The 19707-nt window shown below is 71.9% G+C and carries 19 protein-coding genes and 2 tRNA genes; 7 read left to right on the top strand and 14 right to left on the bottom strand.

Translation table 11 applies throughout. The features are described 5' to 3' along the window. Window positions 1–3 precede the first annotated feature (3 nt). Both ACN9M0_RS18900 and ACN9M0_RS18895 read left to right on the top strand, forming a co-directional pair. Window positions 4–447: a MarR family winged helix-turn-helix transcriptional regulator gene (locus tag ACN9M0_RS18900; RefSeq protein ID WP_366037520.1), complete on the top strand. Its 444-nt coding sequence runs from the start codon at window positions 4–6 to the stop codon at window positions 445–447. A gap of 14 nt (window positions 448–461) precedes the next feature. Further along, window positions 462–2063: an MDR family MFS transporter gene (locus tag ACN9M0_RS18895; RefSeq protein WP_426403931.1), complete on the top strand. Its 1602-nt coding sequence runs from the start codon at window positions 462–464 to the stop codon at window positions 2061–2063. A 146-nt stretch (window positions 2064–2209) separates the two neighbouring features. Here the strand turns inward: ACN9M0_RS18895 and ACN9M0_RS18890 are convergent, their stop codons facing one another. The 9 genes from ACN9M0_RS18890 to ACN9M0_RS18850 form a co-directional block, all read right to left on the bottom strand. After that, entirely contained in the window at window positions 2210–2983 is a 774-nt protein-coding gene (locus tag ACN9M0_RS18890; protein WP_366037522.1) for a TetR/AcrR family transcriptional regulator, read from the bottom strand. 35 nt (window positions 2984–3018) lie between these two features. After that, window positions 3019–4518: an MFS transporter gene (locus ACN9M0_RS18885; protein ID WP_366037523.1), complete on the bottom strand. Its 1500-nt coding sequence runs from the start codon at window positions 4516–4518 to the stop codon at window positions 3019–3021. Window positions 4519–4594: 76 nt separating this feature from the next. Beyond that, entirely contained in the window at window positions 4595–6730 is a 2136-nt protein-coding gene (locus tag ACN9M0_RS18880; RefSeq protein WP_426403930.1) for an ArnT family glycosyltransferase, read from the bottom strand. Beyond that, window positions 6727–8010, bottom strand: a complete 1284-nt coding sequence (locus tag ACN9M0_RS18875; RefSeq protein WP_366037525.1) for a bifunctional glycosyltransferase family 2/GtrA family protein — start codon at window positions 8008–8010, stop codon at window positions 6727–6729. The genes ACN9M0_RS18880 and ACN9M0_RS18875 overlap by 4 nt, the downstream gene beginning before the upstream one ends. Before the next feature lie 26 nt (window positions 8011–8036). Beyond that, on the bottom strand, window positions 8037–9572 hold the full coding sequence (locus ACN9M0_RS18870) for a sensor histidine kinase (protein WP_366037526.1): 1536 nt from the start codon (window positions 9570–9572) through the stop codon (window positions 8037–8039). A 6-nt stretch (window positions 9573–9578) separates the two neighbouring features. Continuing rightward, complete coding sequence (locus ACN9M0_RS18865; RefSeq protein ID WP_391019253.1) at window positions 9579–10322, bottom strand: response regulator transcription factor; 744 nt, start codon at window positions 10320–10322, stop codon at window positions 9579–9581. Window positions 10323–10426: 104 nt separating this feature from the next. Further along, window positions 10427–11305 (bottom strand): amidohydrolase family protein, encoded by an 879-nt coding sequence (locus tag ACN9M0_RS18860; protein WP_399696290.1) that lies wholly within the window; start codon window positions 11303–11305, stop codon window positions 10427–10429. Then, a complete protein-coding gene (locus tag ACN9M0_RS18855; RefSeq protein WP_366037528.1) occupies window positions 11292–11627 on the bottom strand; it encodes an antibiotic biosynthesis monooxygenase family protein in 336 nt (111 codons plus the stop codon). Before ACN9M0_RS18855 ends, ACN9M0_RS18860 begins: the two co-directional genes overlap by 14 nt. A gap of 86 nt (window positions 11628–11713) precedes the next feature. After that, entirely contained in the window at window positions 11714–12574 is an 861-nt protein-coding gene (locus tag ACN9M0_RS18850) for a DUF2797 domain-containing protein (RefSeq protein WP_426403929.1), read from the bottom strand. Window positions 12575–12599: 25 nt separating this feature from the next. Between ACN9M0_RS18850 and ACN9M0_RS18845 the strand changes: the two genes are divergently transcribed. After that, window positions 12600–13058 carry a hypothetical protein gene (locus ACN9M0_RS18845; protein WP_366037530.1) on the top strand — a complete coding sequence of 153 codons (459 nt, stop codon included), beginning with the start codon at window positions 12600–12602 and terminating at the stop codon, window positions 13056–13058. A 28-nt stretch (window positions 13059–13086) separates the two neighbouring features. On the opposite strand, the gene ACN9M0_RS18840 is transcribed toward ACN9M0_RS18845, so the two are convergent. Together ACN9M0_RS18840 and ACN9M0_RS18835 are read right to left on the bottom strand one after the other, a co-directional pair. Next, window positions 13087–13998: a BRO-N domain-containing protein gene (locus tag ACN9M0_RS18840; RefSeq protein WP_426403928.1), complete on the bottom strand. Its 912-nt coding sequence runs from the start codon at window positions 13996–13998 to the stop codon at window positions 13087–13089. Window positions 13999–14121: 123 nt separating this feature from the next. Further along, window positions 14122–14487 (bottom strand): PH domain-containing protein, encoded by a 366-nt coding sequence (locus tag ACN9M0_RS18835; protein WP_329856176.1) that lies wholly within the window; start codon window positions 14485–14487, stop codon window positions 14122–14124. Window positions 14488–14633: 146 nt separating this feature from the next. On the opposite strand from ACN9M0_RS18835, the gene ACN9M0_RS18830 reads away from it, so the two are divergent. The 3 genes from ACN9M0_RS18830 to ACN9M0_RS18820 all read left to right on the top strand — a co-directional run bounded on the left by ACN9M0_RS18830 (window position 14634) and on the right by ACN9M0_RS18820 (window position 17894). Then, complete coding sequence (locus ACN9M0_RS18830; RefSeq protein WP_366037532.1) at window positions 14634–15581, top strand: RNA polymerase sigma-70 factor; 948 nt, start codon at window positions 14634–14636, stop codon at window positions 15579–15581. 105 nt (window positions 15582–15686) lie between these two features. Then, on the top strand, window positions 15687–16874 hold the full coding sequence (locus ACN9M0_RS18825; protein ID WP_366037533.1) for an NAD(P)/FAD-dependent oxidoreductase: 1188 nt from the start codon (window positions 15687–15689) through the stop codon (window positions 16872–16874). A gap of 135 nt (window positions 16875–17009) precedes the next feature. Next, window positions 17010–17894 carry a hypothetical protein gene (locus tag ACN9M0_RS18820; protein WP_426403927.1) on the top strand — a complete coding sequence of 295 codons (885 nt, stop codon included), beginning with the start codon at window positions 17010–17012 and terminating at the stop codon, window positions 17892–17894. Between the two features lie 104 nt (window positions 17895–17998). Here the strand turns inward: ACN9M0_RS18820 and ACN9M0_RS18815 are convergent, their stop codons facing one another. The 3 genes from ACN9M0_RS18815 to ACN9M0_RS18805 form a co-directional block, all read right to left on the bottom strand. Beyond that, on the bottom strand, window positions 17999–18418 hold the full coding sequence (locus ACN9M0_RS18815; protein WP_426403926.1) for a DUF6578 domain-containing protein: 420 nt from the start codon (window positions 18416–18418) through the stop codon (window positions 17999–18001). A 115-nt stretch (window positions 18419–18533) separates the two neighbouring features. Beyond that, a tRNA-Arg gene (locus ACN9M0_RS18810) sits at window positions 18534–18606 on the bottom strand. 281 nt (window positions 18607–18887) lie between these two features. After that, a tRNA-Ser gene (locus tag ACN9M0_RS18805) sits at window positions 18888–18978 on the bottom strand. A 247-nt stretch (window positions 18979–19225) separates the two neighbouring features. Between ACN9M0_RS18805 and ACN9M0_RS18800 the strand changes: the two genes are divergently transcribed. Continuing rightward, window positions 19226–19648 (top strand): SSI family serine proteinase inhibitor, encoded by a 423-nt coding sequence (locus ACN9M0_RS18800; RefSeq protein WP_366037536.1) that lies wholly within the window; start codon window positions 19226–19228, stop codon window positions 19646–19648. The last annotated feature ends 59 nt before the right edge of the window (window positions 19649–19707 follow it).

The following is a 19707-nucleotide window of genomic DNA, read 5'->3' as shown; positions in this document are numbered from 1 at the left end:
CCGATGGCGACACGGAACAGGTACGAGGAACTCGCCCGCTCGGTGAGCGCGATCGGAGCCGTGAAGCGCGGAGTGGCCCGCGTCCTGCCCGTCGAATGCCAGGGCGGCTCGGCGGCCGTGCTCGCCCTGGTCAAGCACCACGGCGACATGCGGACCAGCCGGCTCGCCGAACTCCTGGCCGTCGACATGTCCGTGTGCAGCCGCCATGTGGCCCACACCGTGGACCACGGCTGGATCGAGCGGCTGCCCGACCCGGACGACAAGCGCTCCCGCATCCTGCGGCTCACCGAGGAAGGCCACGAGATGCTCGGCGAACTCGACCGCCGAGTGACCGAGGCCTTCTCCCGATACCTCGCGGAGTGGTCCGACGACGACGTCGAACTCCTCACCCACCTGCTCGCCCGCCTCCGCGACTCCTTCGGGGACTGCCGGGCCCACCACGCTTGAGAAGAAGGAAGTTCATGGCTACGACCACGCCCGACACCGGTGCGCGGGACGGCGTCACCGGTACCGGCGGTGGCGGCACGACCGCCCCGATGACTCACCGGCAGATCATGGAGGCGCTGTCCGGGCTGCTGCTCGGCATGTTCGTCGCCATCCTGTCCTCGACGATCGTCTCCAACGCCCTCCCGCAGATCCTCACCGACCTGGGCGGCGGCCAGTCCGCCTACACCTGGGTGGTCACCGCCTCCCTCCTGGCGATGACCGCGACCACCCCGCTCTGGGGCAAGCTCGCCGACCTCTTCTCCAAGAAGCTGCTCGTCCAGATAGCCCTGATCATCTACGTCGCGGGCTCGGTCGTCGCCGGTCTCTCGCAGAGCACCGGCATGCTCATCGCCTGCCGTGTCGTCCAGGGCATCGGCGTCGGCGGTCTGACCGCCCTCTCCCAGATCATCCTGGCCGCGATGATCGCCCCGCGTGAGCGCGGCCGGTACAGCGGCTACCTCGGCGCGACCTTCGCCGTCGCCACCGTCGGCGGCCCGCTGCTCGGCGGCGTCATCACCGACACCGAGTGGCTCGGCTGGCGCTGGTGCTTCTACGTGGGCGTGCCCTTCGCGATCATCGCGCTGATCGTCCTGCAGAAGACCCTGAAGCTCCCCGTCGTGAAGCGCCAGGTCAAGGTCGACTGGGCCGGTGCGTTCTTCATCAGTGCCGCCGTCTCCCTGCTCCTCGTGTGGGTCACCTTCGCGGGCGACAAGTACGACTGGGTGTCCTGGCAGACGGCCGCCATGGTCCTCGGATCGATCGCCCTCGGCGGGATCTTCGTCCTCGTCGAGTCGAAGGCGAGCGAGCCGATCATCCCGCTCCGCCTGTTCCGCAACCGCACGATCACCCTCGCCTCGCTCGCCTCGCTCTTCGTGGGTGTCGCGATGTTCGCCGGCACGGTCTTCTTCAGCCAGTACTTCCAGCTGGCGCGGAACGAGTCGCCGACGATGTCCGGCGTCCTCACCATCCCGATGATCGCGGGCCTGTTCGTCTCCTCCACGGTCTCCGGCCTGATCATCACCAAGACCGGTAGGTGGAAGGCGTGGCTGGTCAGCGGCGGCGCCTTCGCCGCGGGCGGCCTCGGCCTGCTCGGCACGATCCGCTACGACACGACGTACTGGCACATCGCGCTGTTCATGGCGGTCCTCGGCCTCGGCCTCGGCATGATGATGCAGAACCTGGTGCTCTGCACGCAGAACCAGGTGGCCCCCGCCGACCTCGGCTCCGCCTCCTCCGTCGTCACCTTCTTCCGCTCCCTGGGCGGTGCGATCGGTGTCTCGGCGCTCGGCGCGGTCATGGCCCACCGGGTCACGAACTACGTCAAGGAGGGCCTGGCCGAGCTCGGCCCGAAGGCCGCGGCCGCCATGGGCAAGGGCGGCTCGGGCGGCGGCATCCCCGACATGGACAAGCTGCCGGCCCCGATCCGCACGGTCATGGAGGACGCGTACGGACACGGTGTCGGTGACGTCTTCCTCTACTCGGCGCCGTTCGCGCTGCTCGCCTTCGTGGTGACGCTGTTCATCAAGGAGGTCGCGCTGAAGAGCAACGGCACGGCCAAGGCCACCGAGGAGGCCTAGGAAAAGCTCCCGGCCGCGCTTCGAGCGGAGGCGCGGCCGGGTCGAGTACGGAGCGGCGGGCAGGGGACGGCCCGCCGCTCCGTCATGTCTGTCGTCGGACGCCGCCGTCGGGCGCCGCCGTCAGGCGCGACCGTCAGGCGCGACCGTCAGGCGCTTTCGGCCTCGCGCGCGACCATGGCCTCGATGCCGGCGACCAGGACGTCCAGGGCGTAGGCGAAGTCGCGGTCCCAGACGGCGCTGACGCTGCCGTGCGAGGCCCGCTCGTCGAGGATCTCCTTCATGCCCTCGGTCCGCGCCTCGAACTCCGGGTCGTCACGGAACGCCTTGATCGCGTCCACGTAGAACTCGTCCTGCGACATGCCGGCCTCCGCCGCGCGCCGGCCGAACTGGGACTCGATCGTCCCGTAGCCGTACACGAACTGGAAGACCGCCGACATCGCGCTCGGCTGGCGGTCCAGCGGGAGGCCGGTGTCCCGGATCGTCTCGTGGATCTTCTGGCCGACGGCGATCGCCTTCGGGCCGATGTTCAGGTACTGGCCGGCGCTCGGCGACATCCACGCGTGCCGGACCAGCATCCGCCGGTACTCCAGGGCGAGTACGCGGATCCGCTGCCGCCAGTCCTCGGCGGCGTCGACGGCCGCGAGGTCGACCTCCCCGTAGACGCTGTCCATGGCGAACTCGATGATGTCGTCCTTGGTGTCCACGTACCAGTAGAGGGACATCGCCGTGACGCCGAGCTCGGTCGCGAGCTTGCGCATCGACAGCTTGGCCAGGCCCTCCTCGTCGAGCATGCGGATCGAGGCGTCGACGATCCGGTCCCGGTCGAGACCGGCCGGGCCGCCGCCGCTGCGGGCGGCCCTCTGCTCCAGCCAGACGCTGGAACGCGCCGGGTTCTTGGCCCGATCGGCTGCCTTGACCATCGCGTTCCTCCGTCTGTCAGCGGTCCGTCACCATGCTAGGCAGCCATCTCGTGCTGCTTCACCCGCTCCTCCGCGCGCTCGGCCCGCTTGAGCAGGGCCGCCGCGAGCAGACCGCCGGCGAAGACGGCGATCGCGCCGACCAGCTGGCTGGTCTGGAGGCCGGAGGCGAAGGCGTCCGAGATCTGCTGCCGCTCGGCCTCGCCGCCGGCGGCGGCCAGGGCGGCCGGGAGCGAGGTCGCGGTCACGGCGACGAGCGCGGCGAAGCGGGCGTTGAGCACGGCTCCGAGGACGGCGACGCCCAGGCCGTTGCCGAACTCGGCCAGGGTGCCGTTGATCCCGGCACCCACGCCCGCCTTCTCCGGCGGGATCGCGCTCATGAGCGCGTTGGCCATGGCAGGGGACGCGACGGCGATGCCGCAGCCCATCAGGACCAAGCCGAGCAGCATGCCCCCGTAGCTGCCGTCCGTGCCGCCGCCGAGCAGCGAGATCGACGTGAGGCCGGCGGCGACCAGCGTCATGCCGACGACGACGGTGGGCGGGGTGCCGAGCTTCATGACGATCTTCGGGCCGACGCCGGTCAGGTTGAGGCCGACGATCGTCAGCGCCAGCGGCGCCATCCGGAGACCGGCTTCGAGCGGCTCGTACCCGAGGACGAACTGCAGGTGCTGGGTGAGGAGGAAGAGCGAGCCGCCCATGCCGAAGACGACCAGGATCGATCCGCCGATGGCGCCGATGAACTTCTGGTTCCGGAAGAAGTGCATGTCGAGCATCGGGTACGGGGTGTGCAGCTCCCACAGCGCGAAGGCACCGAGACCGAGGAGGCCGACGGCGGCCGGGACGAGGACCTGGGCGGAGACCCAGCCGTGCTCGGGACCGCTGATGATCGCGTACACGACGGCGGTCATGCCGATGGTGGAGAGCAGCGCGCCGAGCAGGTCGGGGCGCTCGCCCTGGGGGTTCTTGGACTCGGGGACGAGCTTGAGGACGGCGACGAGGGCGACGGCCGCGACCGGGATGTTGATCAGGAAGATCATTCCCCACCAGAAGTGGTTCAGGATCACGCCGCCGATCAGCGGGCCGCCGGCGAAGCCGAGCGAGGCGACGGTGGACCACAGCGCGATGGCCTTGACCCGCTCCGAGTCGTCGAAGATCTGCATGACGACGGCGAGGGTGGTGGTCATCAGGAGTGCGCCGCCGACGCCCATGCCCGCGCGGGCGGCGATCAGCTGCGCGGTGGAGTCGGCGAGGCCGGCGGCGAGCGAGCCGAGGCCGAAGAGCGCGAGACCGGCGGCGAGGAGTTTCTTGCGGCCGTAGCGGTCGGCGGCGTTGCCGGCGGTGAGCAGCAGGCCGGACTGGACGAGCGAGTACGCGTTGATCATCCACTGGATGTCGGTGGTGGACGCGTGGAGTTCGGAGGTCAGCGAGGGGATGGCGACGCTGAGGACGGTGTTGTCGAGCAGGACGGTGAGCTGGGCGAGGCAGATGACGCCGAGGATCAGCCAGCGCTGGGGGTGGCCGCCGGTGGCTGCTGTCATGGGACGCGACTCCTTATACGGTGTACGAGGCCAAGGCTCGTACACCGTACAAGAGCTCTCGTACGCTGTATAGCGGTTATTGCCTCCCGGTCGTCAGGTCGTAGAAGGTGGCGCCGTCGACCGTGGTCTTCTCGAAGGTCTGCGCGACCCAGGCGGAGATCTCCGAGTTGCCGCCGCCGGGACCGCCGCCCCCGCCTTCGTTGCCGCCCTCGCTGCCGCCGATGAAGTAGTGGATCTTCCCTTCGGCGACGTACTGCTTGAACTGGGCGAGCGTCGGGGACGGGTCGCTGCCGTTGAAGCCGCCGATCGCCATGACCGGCTTCTCCGTGGCGAGCTGGTAGCTGGCGGCGTTCTGCGCGCCGACCGTGGCCGCGGCCCAGGTGTACTGGTCGGCGTCCACGAGGAGGGCGGCCTTCGCCTTCGCACCGACGCTGGCGCCGTTGAGGAGCCCACCCATGCCGCCGCCGGTGCCGGGCCGCTCGCCCCGGATCATCCCCTGCGGCGGAGTACCCGCGGGCATCCCGCGGCCCTGACCCTGGCCCTGGCCTTGACCGGTGGGCAGCTGACCGCCCTGGCCGCCCTGACCACCCGGCATCTGACCGCCCGGCATCTGACCACCCGGCATCTGACCACCCGGCGGCATCATCCCGCCGCCGGGACCGGCGCCCTCGAAGAGCCGGCCGCCGCCCGGGCGGCCGCCCATCGCGCCGCCCGCCGGCCCCGCCGTCACGATCGAGCCCTGGTGCCCGGCGTTCAGCGTCTCCAGGGTGTACGCGAACGGCCCCGCGAGCCCCGCCGCCAGACCGAGGCCCGCCACCGCGAGGCCCAGCCGCCGGTCGATCCGGCCCGCGAGCAGCAGCCCGAGCGCGGCCACCGCGCCCGCCACCAGGACCGTCCAGCGCAGCCACGGCAGCCAGTCCGGCGTACGGCCGAGCAGCGTCCAGGCCCACCAGGCCGTCACCGCCACCGTCACCGCGAGCGCCGCCGAGGCGGGCCACCGCGTGCGCTCCTCCCACAGCACCGCCGCGCCCATGCCGATCAGCGCCGCGATGTACGGGGCCAGGGCCACCGTGTAGTACTCGTGGAAGATGCCGGCCATGAAGCTGAACACGGCGAGCGTGATCAGGAGCGAGCCGCCCCACGCGAGGAACGCGGAGCGCGCCGTGTCCGTGCGGGGCGCCCGCCAGGTGACGACGAGTCCGGCGACGAGCAGGATCAGCGCGGCCGGCAGCAGCCAGGAGATCTGACCGCCGACCGAGTCGTTGAACATCCGGACGATGCCGGTCTCGCCCCAGCGGCCACCGCCCATGCCGCCGCCGGGACCGCCGCCGCCGCCGACGCTGCCGGTCTCGTCGCCGTTGATGCGGCCGAGGCCGTTGTAGCCGAAGGTCAGCTCCAGGAAGCTGTTGTTCTGCGAGCCTCCGACGTACGGACGGGAGGACGCCGGCCACAGCTCGACCAGGGCCACCCACCAGCCCGCGGAGACGAGCATCGCGAGCCCGGCAAGGGCCAGCCGGCCGAGCCGCCGCCCGAAGCCGCCGGGTGCGCACACCGCGTACACGAGGGCCAGCGGCGGCAGGATCAGGAAGGCCTGGAGGGTCTTCGCGAGGAACGCGAAACCGAAGGCCGCCCCCGCCCACACGAGCCACTTCGCGGCGCCCCGTTCCTGCTCCAGGGCGCGCAGCACGCAGTACACCGCGACCGTCATGAGCAGCGCGAGCAGCGCGTCCGGGTTGTTGAAGCGGAACATCAGGGCGGCGACCGGCGTCAGCGCGAGGACCGCGCCCGCGATCAGGCCCGCGCCCGCGCCGAACCGGCGCCGCACGGCCGCGTAGAGCACGGCGACGGTGCCCACGCCCATCAGCACCTCGGGCACGAGGATCTGCCAGGAGCCGAGCCCGAAGAGGCGGACGGAGAGGGCCATCGGCCAGAGCGCGGCCGGCGGCTTGTCGACGGTGATGGCGTTGCCCGCGTCGAGGGAGCCGAAGAAGAAGGCCTTCCAGCTCTCGCCGCCCGCCTGGACGGCGGCGGAGTAGAAGGAGTTGGCGTAGCCGGACGCGCTCAGGTTCCACAGGTAGAGCAGCGTGGTGACGGCGAGCAGGCCGAGGAAGGCGGGCCGGACCCAGGGGGCGTCCTCGGCTCGGCCGCGCCACAGCCGGGCGGGCCGGCCGGTGCGGGGCGCCGCATGGACGGCGGTGGACACAGTGGTCATCGTTCGTTCCTTGCTGAGGACTGCGGGAGGGGCTGCGAGGTCGGCCGCTCGGGGAAGACCCAGAGCCGGAAGAGGAGGAAGCGCAGGACGGTCGCGGCGAGGTTCGCGACGATCAGGACGGCGAGCTCGGTGGAGTGCGCGGGATCGCCGGTCGCCGCGCCGAGGGCGGCGAGCGAACCACTGGTCAGGGCCAGGCCGATGGCGAAGACCACGAGCCCCTGGGCCTGGTGGCGGACGGCCCGGTCCCGGCCCCGTACCCCGAAGGTGAGGCGCCGGTTGGCCGCCGTGTTCGCGACGGCGGAGACGAGGAGGGCCCCGGCGTTGGCGAGCTGCGGGCCGACGCCGAGGCGGAAGGCCGAGTACAGCGCCAGGTAGAAGAGCGTGGACAGGGCCCCGACCACGCAGAAGCCGACGAGCTGCCGGGCGAGGCCGCCCGGCACACCGTTCAGGTCGCGGTCCCGGGGATCGTCGCCGAACGGCCGGGCCAGCCGGTCGAGGGGCAGCGAACCGGTCGCGAGGGCCCGCCCCACCCGCCAGACGCCCTTCAGGTCGTCGGTCGCCGTCCGCACGATGTGGACGGTCGAGTCGGGGTCGTCGACCCAGTCGACCGGCACCTCGTGGATCCGCAGCCCGGCCCGCTCGGCGAGGACCAGCATCTCCGTGTCGAAGAACCAGCCGGTGTCCTCCACCATCGGCAGGAGCCGCTCGGCGACCTCCCGCCGTATCGCCTTGAAGCCGCACTGCGCGTCGGAGAACCGGGCGGCGAGCGAGGAGCGCAGGATCAGGTTGTAGGCGCGCGAGATGAACTCCCGCTTCGGCCCGCGCACCACCCGCGAGGAGCGGGCGAGCCGTGAGCCGATCGCCAGGTCCGAGTGGCCGGAGATGAGCGGCGCGACCAGTGGCAGCAGCGCGTTGAGATCGGTGGACAGGTCCACGTCCATGTAGGCGAGGACGGGCGCGTCCGAGGCCGACCACACGGTCCGCAGCGCCCGGCCGCGGCCCTTCTGCTCCAGCCGTACGGAGCGCACCTCGGGCACCTCGGCCGCGAGGGCGGCGGCGACGGCGGGCGTCGTGTCGGTGGAGGCGTTGTCGGCGACGGTGATGCGGAAGCCGTACGGGAAGGTCCTGAGGAGGTGCTCGTGGAGCCGGCGGACGCACGGCTCCAGATCCTTCTCCTCGTTGTAGACGGGGATCACCACGTCCAGGACGGGCCGTCCGGCGACGTCCACCGGCAGGTGTTCCCGGGCGGGGAGGGCTTCCCCGATGGTTTGGGTTCGCATACAGGCGACACTCGCCGGGGCCGCTGTCACGGCTGTGTGATGAGCCTGTGGCCTGTCTGTGAGTCCTGCGCGGCGGGCAGCCGGACGGTGAAGGCGGTCCGGCCCGGGGCGCTCTCGACGGTCACCTCTCCGCCGTGCGCGAGCACGACCGCGCGGACGATGGCGAGGCCGAGGCCGGTGGATCCGGCGTGCCGGGAGCGGGAGGCGTCGCCGCGCGCGAAGCGCTCGAAGACGGCGGGCAGCAGCTCGGGCGGGATGCCGGGGCCGTCGTCCTCGACGTCGACGAGCACGGCTGGGCCTTCCGTGCGGACACGGGCGGTGACCTTCGTGCCGGGCGGGGTGTGGGTACGGGCGTTGGCGAGGAGGTTGACCAGGACCTGCTGGAGGCGGGCTCCGTCGGCCCGTACGACCGCGCTGTCCGTGGGCAGTTCGAGGCGCCAGTGGTGGTCGGGACCGGCGGCGCGGGCGTCGCTGACGGCGTCCACGACCAGCGGGACGAGGTCGGTGGTCTCGTACGAGAGGGGCCGGCCCGCGTCGAGCCGGGCGAGCAGCAGGAGGTCCTCGACCAGGCCCGTCATCCGGGTCGCCTCGGACTCGATCCGGTAGAGCGCGTGCCGGGTGTCGGGGCCGCACTCCTCGCTGCCGCGCCGGGTGAGCTCCGCGTACCCCCGGATCGAGGCGAGCGGGGTGCGCAGCTCGTGGCTGGCGTCCGCGACGAACTGCCGTACCCGGGTCTCGCTCTGCTGGCGGGCGTCGAGGGCCGAGTGGACGTGGTCGAGCATCCGGTTGAGGGCCGCGCCGACCTGGCCGACCTCGGTGCGCGGGTCGGCCTCCGCCTCCGGGACCCGCTGATGGAGCGCCACCTCCCCGCTGTGCAGCGGGAGCCGGGCGACCTGCCGGGCGGTGCCGGCGACCCGCCGCAGCGGGCGGAGGGCGACCCGGACGAGCACGGTCCCGGCGAGCGAGGCCGCGACGAGCCCGGCGCCGGTGACGCTCAGCTCGACGAGGACGAGGGTGGAGAGGGCGTCCTGGACCTCGGTGAGGGGGATGCCGGTGAGGAACTCGCCGTGGACCCCGACGGCGTACTCGACCCGGTACGAGCCGAGGCCGCCGGGCAGTTCGACGGTGTGCGGCCGGCCGTCGCGGGGGACGGCGGCGAGCGCGGCCCGCTGGGCCTCGTCGAGCGCGGTGGTCCGGAAGTTCCGGCCGTACGTCCCGCTGTCCGCGGCTTCCGCCGAGTACCCGGCCGTGGTCAGCTCGCCGTCCACGAGGACCGCGCCGAGGGTGCCGATGGGCGCGCCCGGCCCCTGCACGAACGCGAGCGGTTCCTTCACGCGGCTCGGATCGGGCAGGTCGGGCACGGGGGCCATGGCGGCCGGCGGGCCCGCCGCCCGTATCGCGACGGTGTGGACCTGCTCGTCGGCCTGGTCGTAGAGGTACGAGCGGAACGCGATGGTCGTCACCGTCCCGATGACGGTCGCGACGACCGCGATCAGCGCGACCGCCGACACGACGAGCCGCGTCCGCAGCGACCACCGCCGCCGCCTTGCACGTCGGAACACCGGACGTTACTCCCCGGGCTTGATCAGATACCCGGCCCCGCGCCGGGTGTGGATCATCGGGGAGCGGCCGGCGTCGATCTTCCGGCGCAGGTAGGAGATGTAGAGCTCGACGACGTTGGCCTGGCCGCCGAAGTCGTACGACCAGACCCGGTCGAGGATCTGCGCCTTGCTGAGCACCCGGCGCGGGTTGCGCATGAGGTAGCGCAGCAGCTCGAACTCGGTCGCGGTGAGGTGGATGGAGTCGCCGCCCCGGGTGACCTCGTGGCTGTCCTCGTCGAGGGTCAGGTCCCCCACGGCGAGCAGGGACTCGCTGCGCGTCTGCGCGGCCCCGGACCTGCGGATGAGGCCGCGCAGCCGGGCCACGACCTCCTCCAGGCTGAAGGGCTTGGTGACGTAGTCGTCGCCCCCGGCGGTGAGCCCGGCGATGCGGTCCTCGACGGCGTCCTTCGCGGTCAGGAACAGCACGGGTACGTCGGGCAGCTCACGGCGGATCGAGCCGAGCAGGCTCAGCCCGTCGACGTCCGGGAGCATGATGTCGAGGATGACGGCGTCGGGCCGGAACTCACGCGCGGAGCGGAGGGCGGCGGCCCCGTCCCCGGCGCTGCGGACCTGCCAGCCCTCGTAGCGCAGGGCCATGGAGAGCAGCTCGGCGAGCGAGGCCTCGTCGTCGACGACGAGGACCCGGACGGCGGTTCCGTCGGCGCGGAGCATGTCGGCGTGGGTGCCGGTGCGGCGTGTGGTGACGGTCATGGCAGCCACGGTGTCGCCCGCCGCTGAGAGGCCTCTTTCCCTTTCCTGTGAATTCCCTGAGAAAGGGTCCGGAGGCTCAGAGGTGTTTCACGTGAAACGGATGCTCAGGGGTGTTTCACGTGAAACAGTGCGGCTCCGTTCTCGTACAGCACCCGCCGGAGCCAGTCGTCCCCGAGCCCGAGGCGGTCGAGGGCGTGGAGCTGGTGGGCGTACGGATACGGGATGTTCGGGAAGTCCGAGCCGAGGAGGATCCGGTCGCCGAGGTCCAGGAGCCGCCCGCGCTCGGCCTCCGGGAAGGGCGCGAGCCGCTCGCTGAAGTCGGTGAACGCCATGGTGGTGTCGAGATGGACGCCCTCGTACCGCTGGGCCAGGTCGAGGAAGTCGCTGTACTCCGGCATCCCCATGTGGGCGACGATCACCCGCAGCCGGGAGTGCCGGGCGAGCAGCCGCCCCATGGGACCGGGCCCGGTGAAGTTCCCCGGGCTGGGGCCTGAGCCGCAGTGCACGACGACGGGGGTACCGCTGTCCGCGAGGGCTCCCCAGGAGCCGTCGAGCTCGCTGTCGGTCGGGTCGAAGCCGCCCACCTGGAGGTGCACCTTGAAGACCTGGGCGCCGGCGTCGAGCGCCTGGTGGACGTACGGGGTGACTCCCGGCTCGGGGAAGAGGGTCGCGGTGTGCAGGCAGTCGGGGGTGCGGGCGGCGAAGTCGGCGGCCCAGGAGTTCAGCCAGGCGGCCATGCCGGGCTTGTGGGGGTAGAGCATCGCGGTGAAGGCGACCACGCCGAACCCGCGCAGGAGGGCGAGCCGGCGCTCCTCCTCCTCGCGGTAGGTGATGGGCCACTCCACGCCGGTCAGGGGCCCGACGGCGTCGAAGTACGCCCAGACCTTGTCGAGGACGTTCTGCGGCATGAAGTGCGTGTGCACGTCGACGAGCCCGGGGATCCCGAGCCGCTCGATCAGCCTCTCGGTGTCACTCACGCTCAAATCCGTAACTCCGCTCGACCTTGCCGATGTGGACGCTGTAGCTGTCGTACCAGTGCTCACGGCCGTACTCCTTGGCCGCCCGGTGCTCGGGGTGGCGCGCCCAGCTCTCCAGGGACTCCAGGTCCCGGAAGTACCCGACGGTGATGCCGATGCCGCCGGGCGTGCGGGCGGACTCGTAGCCGAGGAACCCGGGGATCTCCCGGACGAGCTCCTGCATGTGGACGGACGTCTCGGCGTACCCCTCGGGGGACTCGGGACGGACGGACGTGAAGACAGCGGTGTAGTAAGGCGGTTCGATGCCCGCCACAAGCTTCTGGGTCATGTGATCACCCTCGCGGGGCAGGCCGGAGGATGTCCACGGCCCCCGGCCAAAGGGATCCAAGACTTTACGAACGCCCGTGGGCGACCTCAGAACAGCCCCTCCTGCGCGGCAGCGACCGCACGGGGAACGACCGGCACGGTGAAGGCACTTCCCTCCCCGACCCGGTCCAGGACCCAGCCGCCCATGAGCCGGGTGTCGAGGGCGAGACAGCGTCCGTCGGGGGTGAGGAGGTGCAGATCGGGACCGGCGGCGGCGAGCAGCCGGCCGGTGACGACGCCGCCGCCCACGAGCTCGGCGACCGTGCCGTCGAGCGGCGGCAGTCCGTCGAGGTGGAAGGCGCCCGCGTGATCGCGTGCGGCGAACTCCAGCGGCTCCAGGGTCTCCGTCCAGCCGCCGATCGCCCGCGCGCGCCGGTACAGCTCCTCGACCTCCCGGGCCCGTTCCGCGGCGGGCGGCAGGGCGTGCCGGGCGGCGCGCTTCCGCTCGTACGCCACCCGGTCGGGCACGCCGAGGGCCTGCCGCAGCACCTCCTCGGTGCGCCGGGCGGCCATCAGCGGGCCCCGGCCGAGCCAGCTGAACGCGACGGCCCCCTGCTCCAGGAGCCGGGCCTCGCCGCGGGCCTCCGCGGTGATCCCCACCTTGGTCATCCCGGGCCCGAACCAGGCCAGGTAGACGCGGTACGGCTGCGGGTCGTCCAGCAAGGTGTCGGCGGCGACGGAGTGGGCCCGGTCGAGGCGCGCGCACTCCGGGCACCGCCCGCCGGTGGACCGCCCGGACACCACGGCCTCCAGGGGGCAGGGGTTCCCCCGGGCCCCGGGACACCGCCGGACCCCGACGGCCCGGAAGGCGAGCGGCCGCCCGTACACCAGCGGACTCACCTTCCCGCCGCGCCACCGCAGCCCGGGCGTCCCACCGGCCCAGCCGATCCCCCGGCACCACCACTCCACGCCCGCGCCTCCCTATGCTCCCCGGATGCCGTCCAGTCTCCGCCACATCCGCTTCCAGTCCCCGACCCGGAGCCCCCGGGGCCACCACCCCGGCGTCTTCGGCCTGGCCAACGCACTGGCCCGGGACGGAAGACTCTCGCCCGAGGAGTGGGCGCTCTGGCGCGCGTCGAACGACTGGTACGACGCGCACTTCCCGAACCCTGCCACGGTCGACCCGACGGTCTACGACCCGGCGGTGAACCCGGGGGCCGCAGCCTGGTTCCGGCCCACGGCGACCGAGGCACTGGCCCGGGTCGCCCCGTACCTGCGGATCCTGCGGGACCACGGCGTGCCCTGTGTACGCCTGGAGTCGGCGGACCCTGGCCGGATCGTCTACGAGGACGCGTACCAGGTGGTGGCGGTGGGACCGGCCGGCGGAGGGCCCGGCCGGGAGCCGGACGGCGGAGGCCCCGGCCGGGAGCCGGACGGTCGGCGCAGCACGTAGATCCGGGTCCCGGCCCGCAGCCGGACGGTCAGGGCAGCACGTAGATCCGGGTGCCGTCCGGGGCCGGGGTGCCCACCTCGCGCATGCAGCCGCGTTCGAGGAGGAGGCGGACGCAGTCCCGGACGCGTTCGCCGGAGAGACCGGTGCGGCGGGTGACGTCCTGGGGCCGGTAGCGCACCCCGCCCCGTACGAGCGCGGGCGCGAGACAGGAGGCGACCGTCCGGATGTCCCCGGTGATGGCCCAGGACTCGACGAGCTCCTGCGGGCTGAGCGCAACGGCGGCGCCCGTGCGCTGGCGGGGCACGGCGAGCCGCTCCAGGGAGTCGGCGACCCTGGAGAGGTTCTGCCGGGTCTCGCGGAGCAGCTCCGCGTACGCGGCGTGCTCGGCGTACGCGGCGGCCCGCTCGTCGAACCGCCCCTCCAGCCGAACGAGGACGTCGACGAGCTCCGGCGGCAGCAGGAATCCGGCGTGCACCGGCGAGGGTTCGAGACCGTACCCGCCGTACCGCTGGACCGCGGCCACGAGCCCGGCCGTCCACGCCCGGAACGGTCCGGCCTCCGGTCTCCGGCAGGCCCCGACGAGCTGGACGAGCCCCTCCAGGCTCACCATCCGCGTCGACGCCCTGATCCCCGAGAACCGGCCGGGGAACCCCGCGCCTCCCGGCCCGTCTCCGTCCGCGGCTCCGTCTCCGCCTCCCGGCCCGTCTCCGTCCGCGGCTCCGTCTCCGCCCCCGCCTCCGTCTCCGGCGAGCTCCCGCGCGGCCGCCAGGCACTCCGCGGGCAGCGTCACGGTCCGGAGCGCCTCGCGCGTCCCCGCGTATCCAAGGCTCTTCGCCACGTCCACCACCGGGAACCAGTGGGCGCCGTCCGGTGCGGTCAGCCGCCGAAGCCGTGCTCCGGTGGCGACGTACGCCAGGTCATCGATGTCGATCGCGTCCATCGATCATCACCTCCGCCACGCAAGCTAGGCCGAGGGCATATTCAACTGACATGCAAATAAGACAGGTTCACCCAAAAGGGGAGGGTTTCCGGGGATTCCCCGGAAACCCTCCCCTCCGTCGGGCTACTTGGCGACGAACTGCGTGAGGATCGCCTGCACCTCGTAGATGTCGACCCCCTTGGTGAAGGTCTTCGTGACCGGCAGCTGGGTGCCCGAGATCCAGATCTTCAGCTCGGCGTCCAGGTCGAAGGTGCCGGCCGTCTCGACCGCGAAGTGCGTGATGCTCCGGTACGGGATCGAGTGGTACTCGACCTTCTTGCCGGTGATCCCCTGCTTGTCGACGAGCACGAGCCGCCGGTCGGTGAAGAAGATCGTGTCCCGGATCAGCAGGTACGCGGCGTGCACCTGCTCCCCCTGCCCGAGCAGCCGCGCGAAGTCCTGCTGCGCCTGCGCCGGATCGATCGCGTGCGCGTTCCCGAAGAGCGCCATGCCCCAAACCCCCACATCCGATGAGAAAGAAAGATCATCCGACCCTAACGCCCACGCCGAAAGACCCGCTACGGCCAGGGCCCCGACAACCCGGCGGGCCCCCGGGACCTCCCGCCGCGCACCGCACCCGGACTAGGATCCGAACCATGCCTCTGACCCTGCACGACGTGGACCGGTTCGAGGCCTCCAGGCCCCGCCTGGAGGCGATCGCCTACCGCCTCCTCGGCTCCGCGAGCGAGGCCGAGGACGCCGTGCAGGACACGTTCCTGCGCTGGCAGGCCACCGACGTCGAGCGCATCGAGGTCCCCGAGGCCTGGCTGACGAAGGTCCTCACCAACCTGTGCCTCAACCAGCTCACCTCGGCCCGCGCCCGGCGCGAGACCTACGTCGGCGAGTGGCTGCCCGAGCCGCTCCTCGTCGGCGACCCGATGCTCGGCCCCGCCGACACCGCCGAGCAGCGCGAATCCGTCTCGTACGCCGTCCTCGCCGTCATGGAGCGCCTCTCCCCCAACGAGCGCGCGGTGTACGTCCTCCGGGAGGCCTTCGACTACCCGCACCGGGAGATCGCCGAGATCCTCGACATCAGCGAGGCCTCCAGCCAGCAGATCTTCCACCGCGCCAAGAAGCACGTCGCCGACGGCAAGGCCCGCACCGAGATCAGCGAGGCCGAGGCCCAGCGGATCATCGAGGAGTTCCTCGCGGCCGCCACCAGCGGCCGGACCGAGCCGCTCGTACGGCTGCTCACGGGCGACGCCATCGCGATCGGCGACGGCGGCGGCAAGGTCCCGGCGCGCGCGAGGGCGTTCGAGGGAGCCCTCGCGGTCGCGAAGTTCATGCGGGGCCTGTTCAAGCCCAGCCACGCCAAGCGCGCCGTCGTCGGCGGTTCGCCCGAGGTCTACGCCTCGACCGCCAACGGCGCCCCCGCCATCGTGGCGGTGCTCGACGGCCGGGTCATCGGCGTCATGTGCCTGGAGATCACCTCCGAGGGCATCACGGCCTTCCGCAACCAGGTGAACCCCGACAAGCTCGAACGCGCGACGAGGCTCTGGGCGGCGTCCGACCACGGCACCCCCCTGCTGGAAGCCGCCTTCTGACCCCGCCCGCCACCATGTGACCTGCTTCACACTCGCGACCTGTCAGGAATCGACGGGCTGCCCGGTTCAAGGGTCGAAACCGCGAAGCGAGACAGGAGCAGGCACATGCAGCAGCACCGCATCATCGTCCTCGGAGCCGGCTACACCGGAGCGATCGCCGCCGGACGCCTCGCCAAGCAGCTCCACCGCGAGGACGTCGCCATCACCCTCGTCAACGCCGAGCCCGACTTCGTCGAGCGGGTCCGGCTGCACCAGCTGGCCGTCGGCCAGGAGCTCACCCCCCGCCCCTTCAGCGAGATGTTCGCGGGCACCGGCGTCGAGCTGAAGCTCGCGACGGTGACCGCCGTCGACGCCGAGCGCAGGACCGTGGCCGTGACGGCCGCGAGCGGCGCCGAGGAGCTGGAGTACGACACCCTCGTGTACGCCCTCGGCAGCGGCTGGAACACCCAGGGCGTCCCCGGCACCGCCGAGCACGCCCACGAGATCTCCAGCCGCCCCGGAGCGCTCCGGCTGCGCGAGCGCCTGGCCGCCCTGGAGGCCGGACAGTCCGTGGTCGTCGTCGGCGGCGGCCTCACCGGCGTGGAGGCCGCGACCGAGATCGCCGAGGCCCGCCCGGACCTCGACGTCGCGCTCGCCGCCCGCGGAGCGCTCGGCGACTGGCTCTCGGACAAGGGCCGGCAGCACGTGCGGAAGGTCTTCGACGGCCTCGGCGTCACCGCGCACGAGCACACGGCGATCACCGCCGTCGAGGCGGACCGCGTCACCACCGCCGACGGCTCCATCCCGGCCGCGGTCACCGTGTGGACCACCGGCTTCGCGGTGCACCCGATCGCGGAGGCCACCACCCTGAAGATCAGCGACACCGGCCAGATCGTCGTCGACGGGACCATGCGCTCGGTCTCGCACCCGGACGTGTACGCCGTCGGCGACGCCGCCCTGGCCATGGGCCCCGGCGACAAGCCGCTGCGGATGTCGTGCGCCACGGGCACCCCGATGGCCTGGCAGGCGGCCGACGCCATCGCGGCCCGCCTGACCGGCACCAAGGTCCCGAAGGCCCACCTGCGCTACTTCAACCAGTGCATCTCGCTGGGCCGCCGGGAGGGCCTGATCCAGTACGTCACGGCCGACGACCGCTCCGTCCGCGCCGCCCTGACGGGCCGCCTCGCCGCCCGCTACAAGGAGCTGGTCTGCAAGGGCGCGGCCTGGGGCGTGGTCAACCCGAAGCTGGGCATCCCCACCCGCCCCCGCCGCGTCCTGCGCACCCCGGCCACCGCCGTCAAGGCCACGGCCTGACCCGCGGCGGCGGGAACGGGCGCTCCCGCCCCGGGAGCGCCCGCTCCCTGCCCAACTCCCCTGTCCTTGCCGATCCGTAGGATCGAGCGGGATGCGGGCATCGGCGGAGACGCCCTGCCGACGGGGGGAAGAGACATGACGACGCCGGTTGTCGGAAACCGAAAGGACGAACAGTCCGGCTCCACCGAGAAGCGGGAACGCGGCGCGGGGTGGCGGGCCTTGCTGTTCACGGCGACCGCACTCGTCGCCGGAGCCACGGGCGTGGCCGGCACCCTGCTCCAGCAAAGCCTCACCGCGCCGGACACGTCCGGAGTCGACGCCCAGGCCGCGAAGATCGCCGAGCACCTGCGGGGAGATCTGCACGCGGGCTTCTACTCCGGGGGCGGCCAGACCTACGGCGGGCAGTTCACCGAGGGCACGATCGTCGCCCAGGTCGCGGAACACGGTGGAGTGCTGCTGAGTTCGGACACCGAACGGACCCAGGCCGACGGCGTGCTCCACACGGCTGAGGTGATGCTCGGGCTGACACCGCCGGCCAGGGAGACCGTCGCCGCGGAGGCCTATCCGGTCCGCTGCTACCGCTACACGTTCGGCGTCGGCTCCTCCACCGTGAAACAGTCCGGCATGCCGTGCCCGGCTTCACGGACCGACGGCAGGCCCGGCAGCCTCGCGGCGCAGATGGGAGCGCTGCTCACGCAGCAGCGCATCAGCGCGTCCGTGACGACCGCGGGATATGCGCACACCGCGCGGGGTGCCGTGGATTTCCTGAAGGACAAGGGGCTGACCGTCACCGGGGACAAGGTGAGCGCGATCTCCGGCGGGGCCACCGGCGACGACGTGTACGCCGTCGCCCTGCGCATCAACGGCACCTGCCACTACCTGCGCATGGACCCCTCCCCCACCGCGTCCGACCTGACCCCCCTGTGGCCGGCCCCGGCCGACGAACAGACCCCCTGCGACACCCGACAGGCCACGTCCGCAGCCACGCTCTACGGCATCGACCCGGCAAAACCGGGCTGACCCCGCGGGGCCCCGGCGGAGTGCTGCTGGGCGGGTGCGGTCGCTGGGGTTGCGGTACGGAGCTGCTGTACGACGACCGGGCAGGAGGGGTCCCGCCGGGCCCCTCAGCGACCGCGAGTGGCCGCACTTTCCGGCAGGTCGGTGACACGTCGGGCCGTCACCAGGTAGCCCGAGAAGCTCACGTCCGGCCGGGCCTTCGCCCACCCGTCCGCCTCCTTGACCGGCACCAGCACGGTCGTGTCTGGAACGGGGTAGTTCACCTGGTCCGTGGCGCCCGGGGGCGCCCCGTAGCGGCAGTGCACCTCGACGATCGACACCACCTCCACCGAGGTGGGGGCGTGCCCTTCCCCCTGGCCGTGATGCTCCTCGCGGAAATCGATCCCGGCCGCACGTTCGCTACCGACGACGTCGGCGTAGTCCTCCGGATCGGCCTCCAGGAGCGTCCAGGAAACAACATCCCCTGGCGCGAAGCTCTGCCCGCAGCACTGGATCTGCCAGCCATCGACCCAAATCGTCAACGTCATGCGGTCATTGTCCGCCGACCGGGGCTGCTGCTCACGACTGTGCCGGCACGGGCGCGATGCTGTACGCCCCGGCAACGCAAGAGGCCCGGACTCTCGTCCGGGCCTCTTGTCTGTGTGCACTCGGCAGGATTCGAACCTGCAACCTTCTGATCCGTAGTCAGATGCTCTATCCGTTAAGCTACGAGTGCTTGTTTTCAGTTCTTGTCTTCGCTCCCCGGCCTTTCGACCCGCTCGCGGCGACAGGAAGAACATTACATGACTGCCGCCGTCATGTGAAATCCATTCCCCCCACCCCTTGTGACCTGCGAAAACGTCGCCACAGGGGGCGAGTGAGGGTGGAGGGGTGAGTGGTCGCGAGTGGGGCTCGCGGGGTGGAAATCCGTGGAAAGAGACCGGGGTCACACCTGTAAGGGAGAGGCCCGGGAACGGCCGAAGCCCCGGCCTTGGGGGCCGGGGCTTCGGTGTGGGGCGGAGGCGGAGGGATTTGAACCCTCGATGGGCTTTAAGACCCAAACCGCATTAGCAGTGCGGCGCCATAGACCGGACTAGGCGACGCCTCCTCGCACCTCGCGCATACGCGAGTGGTGCGTGCAGATGATGACACAGGCGAACCGGCTGTCACCAATCGATTCTCACCGTACTAGTCCTCCGGGGTCCAGGGCAAAGTCCCGCCGGCCTCCGCGTGCCCGGATCGCACCCCGCCCGGCGCACCCCGCTTGCGCAACGACACGGCGCCCGGAGCGTTAGAGGGGGCGGGCGTGCCGTGTACTCGCGCCCGCCGTACTCCCCGTGCTTCTGGAGATCCGCATGCTGCGCAGTCTCGTCCTCGCGACCCTCGCCACCGCCGCCGGGGCCACCGGCCTCGGCCCCCTGCCGCCGCTGAACCTGTTCTCTTCGCCCGACACGCTGACCGTGGTGGTCGAGAAGAGCGGCCACCCGGACGCCGACGGCACCTTCGAGCTGACCTGTGGCGACCGCGCCGCGGGGAACCACCCGGCCGCCGAGGACGCCTGCAAGCGCCTGGGGCAGCTGGCGAATGAGGGCGGCGACCCGTTCCTGCCCGTCCCCCGGGACCAGATGTGCACCCAGGTGTACGGCGGGCCCGCCCTCGCCCATGTCACCGGCACCTGGCAGGGCCGCAAGGTCGACGCCCGTTTCTCCCGGGCGAACGGGTGTGAGATCGACCGTTGGGGGAATGTGGAGCCTCTGCTTCCCCTCGTCCGGGGGTGACCCCCCGAGGCTCCCTTAGACTCCCCTCAGTGACAGGCTGCGGCCCGAGGGGCAAGATG

The sequence above is a fragment of the Streptomyces sp. R-07 genome (assembly GCF_049913175.1).
GTDB lineage: Bacteria > Actinomycetota > Actinomycetes > Streptomycetales > Streptomycetaceae > Streptomyces.
Note: the sequence above shows the minus strand (reverse complement) of the source record. Positions and strands in the feature narration are given on the sequence as shown.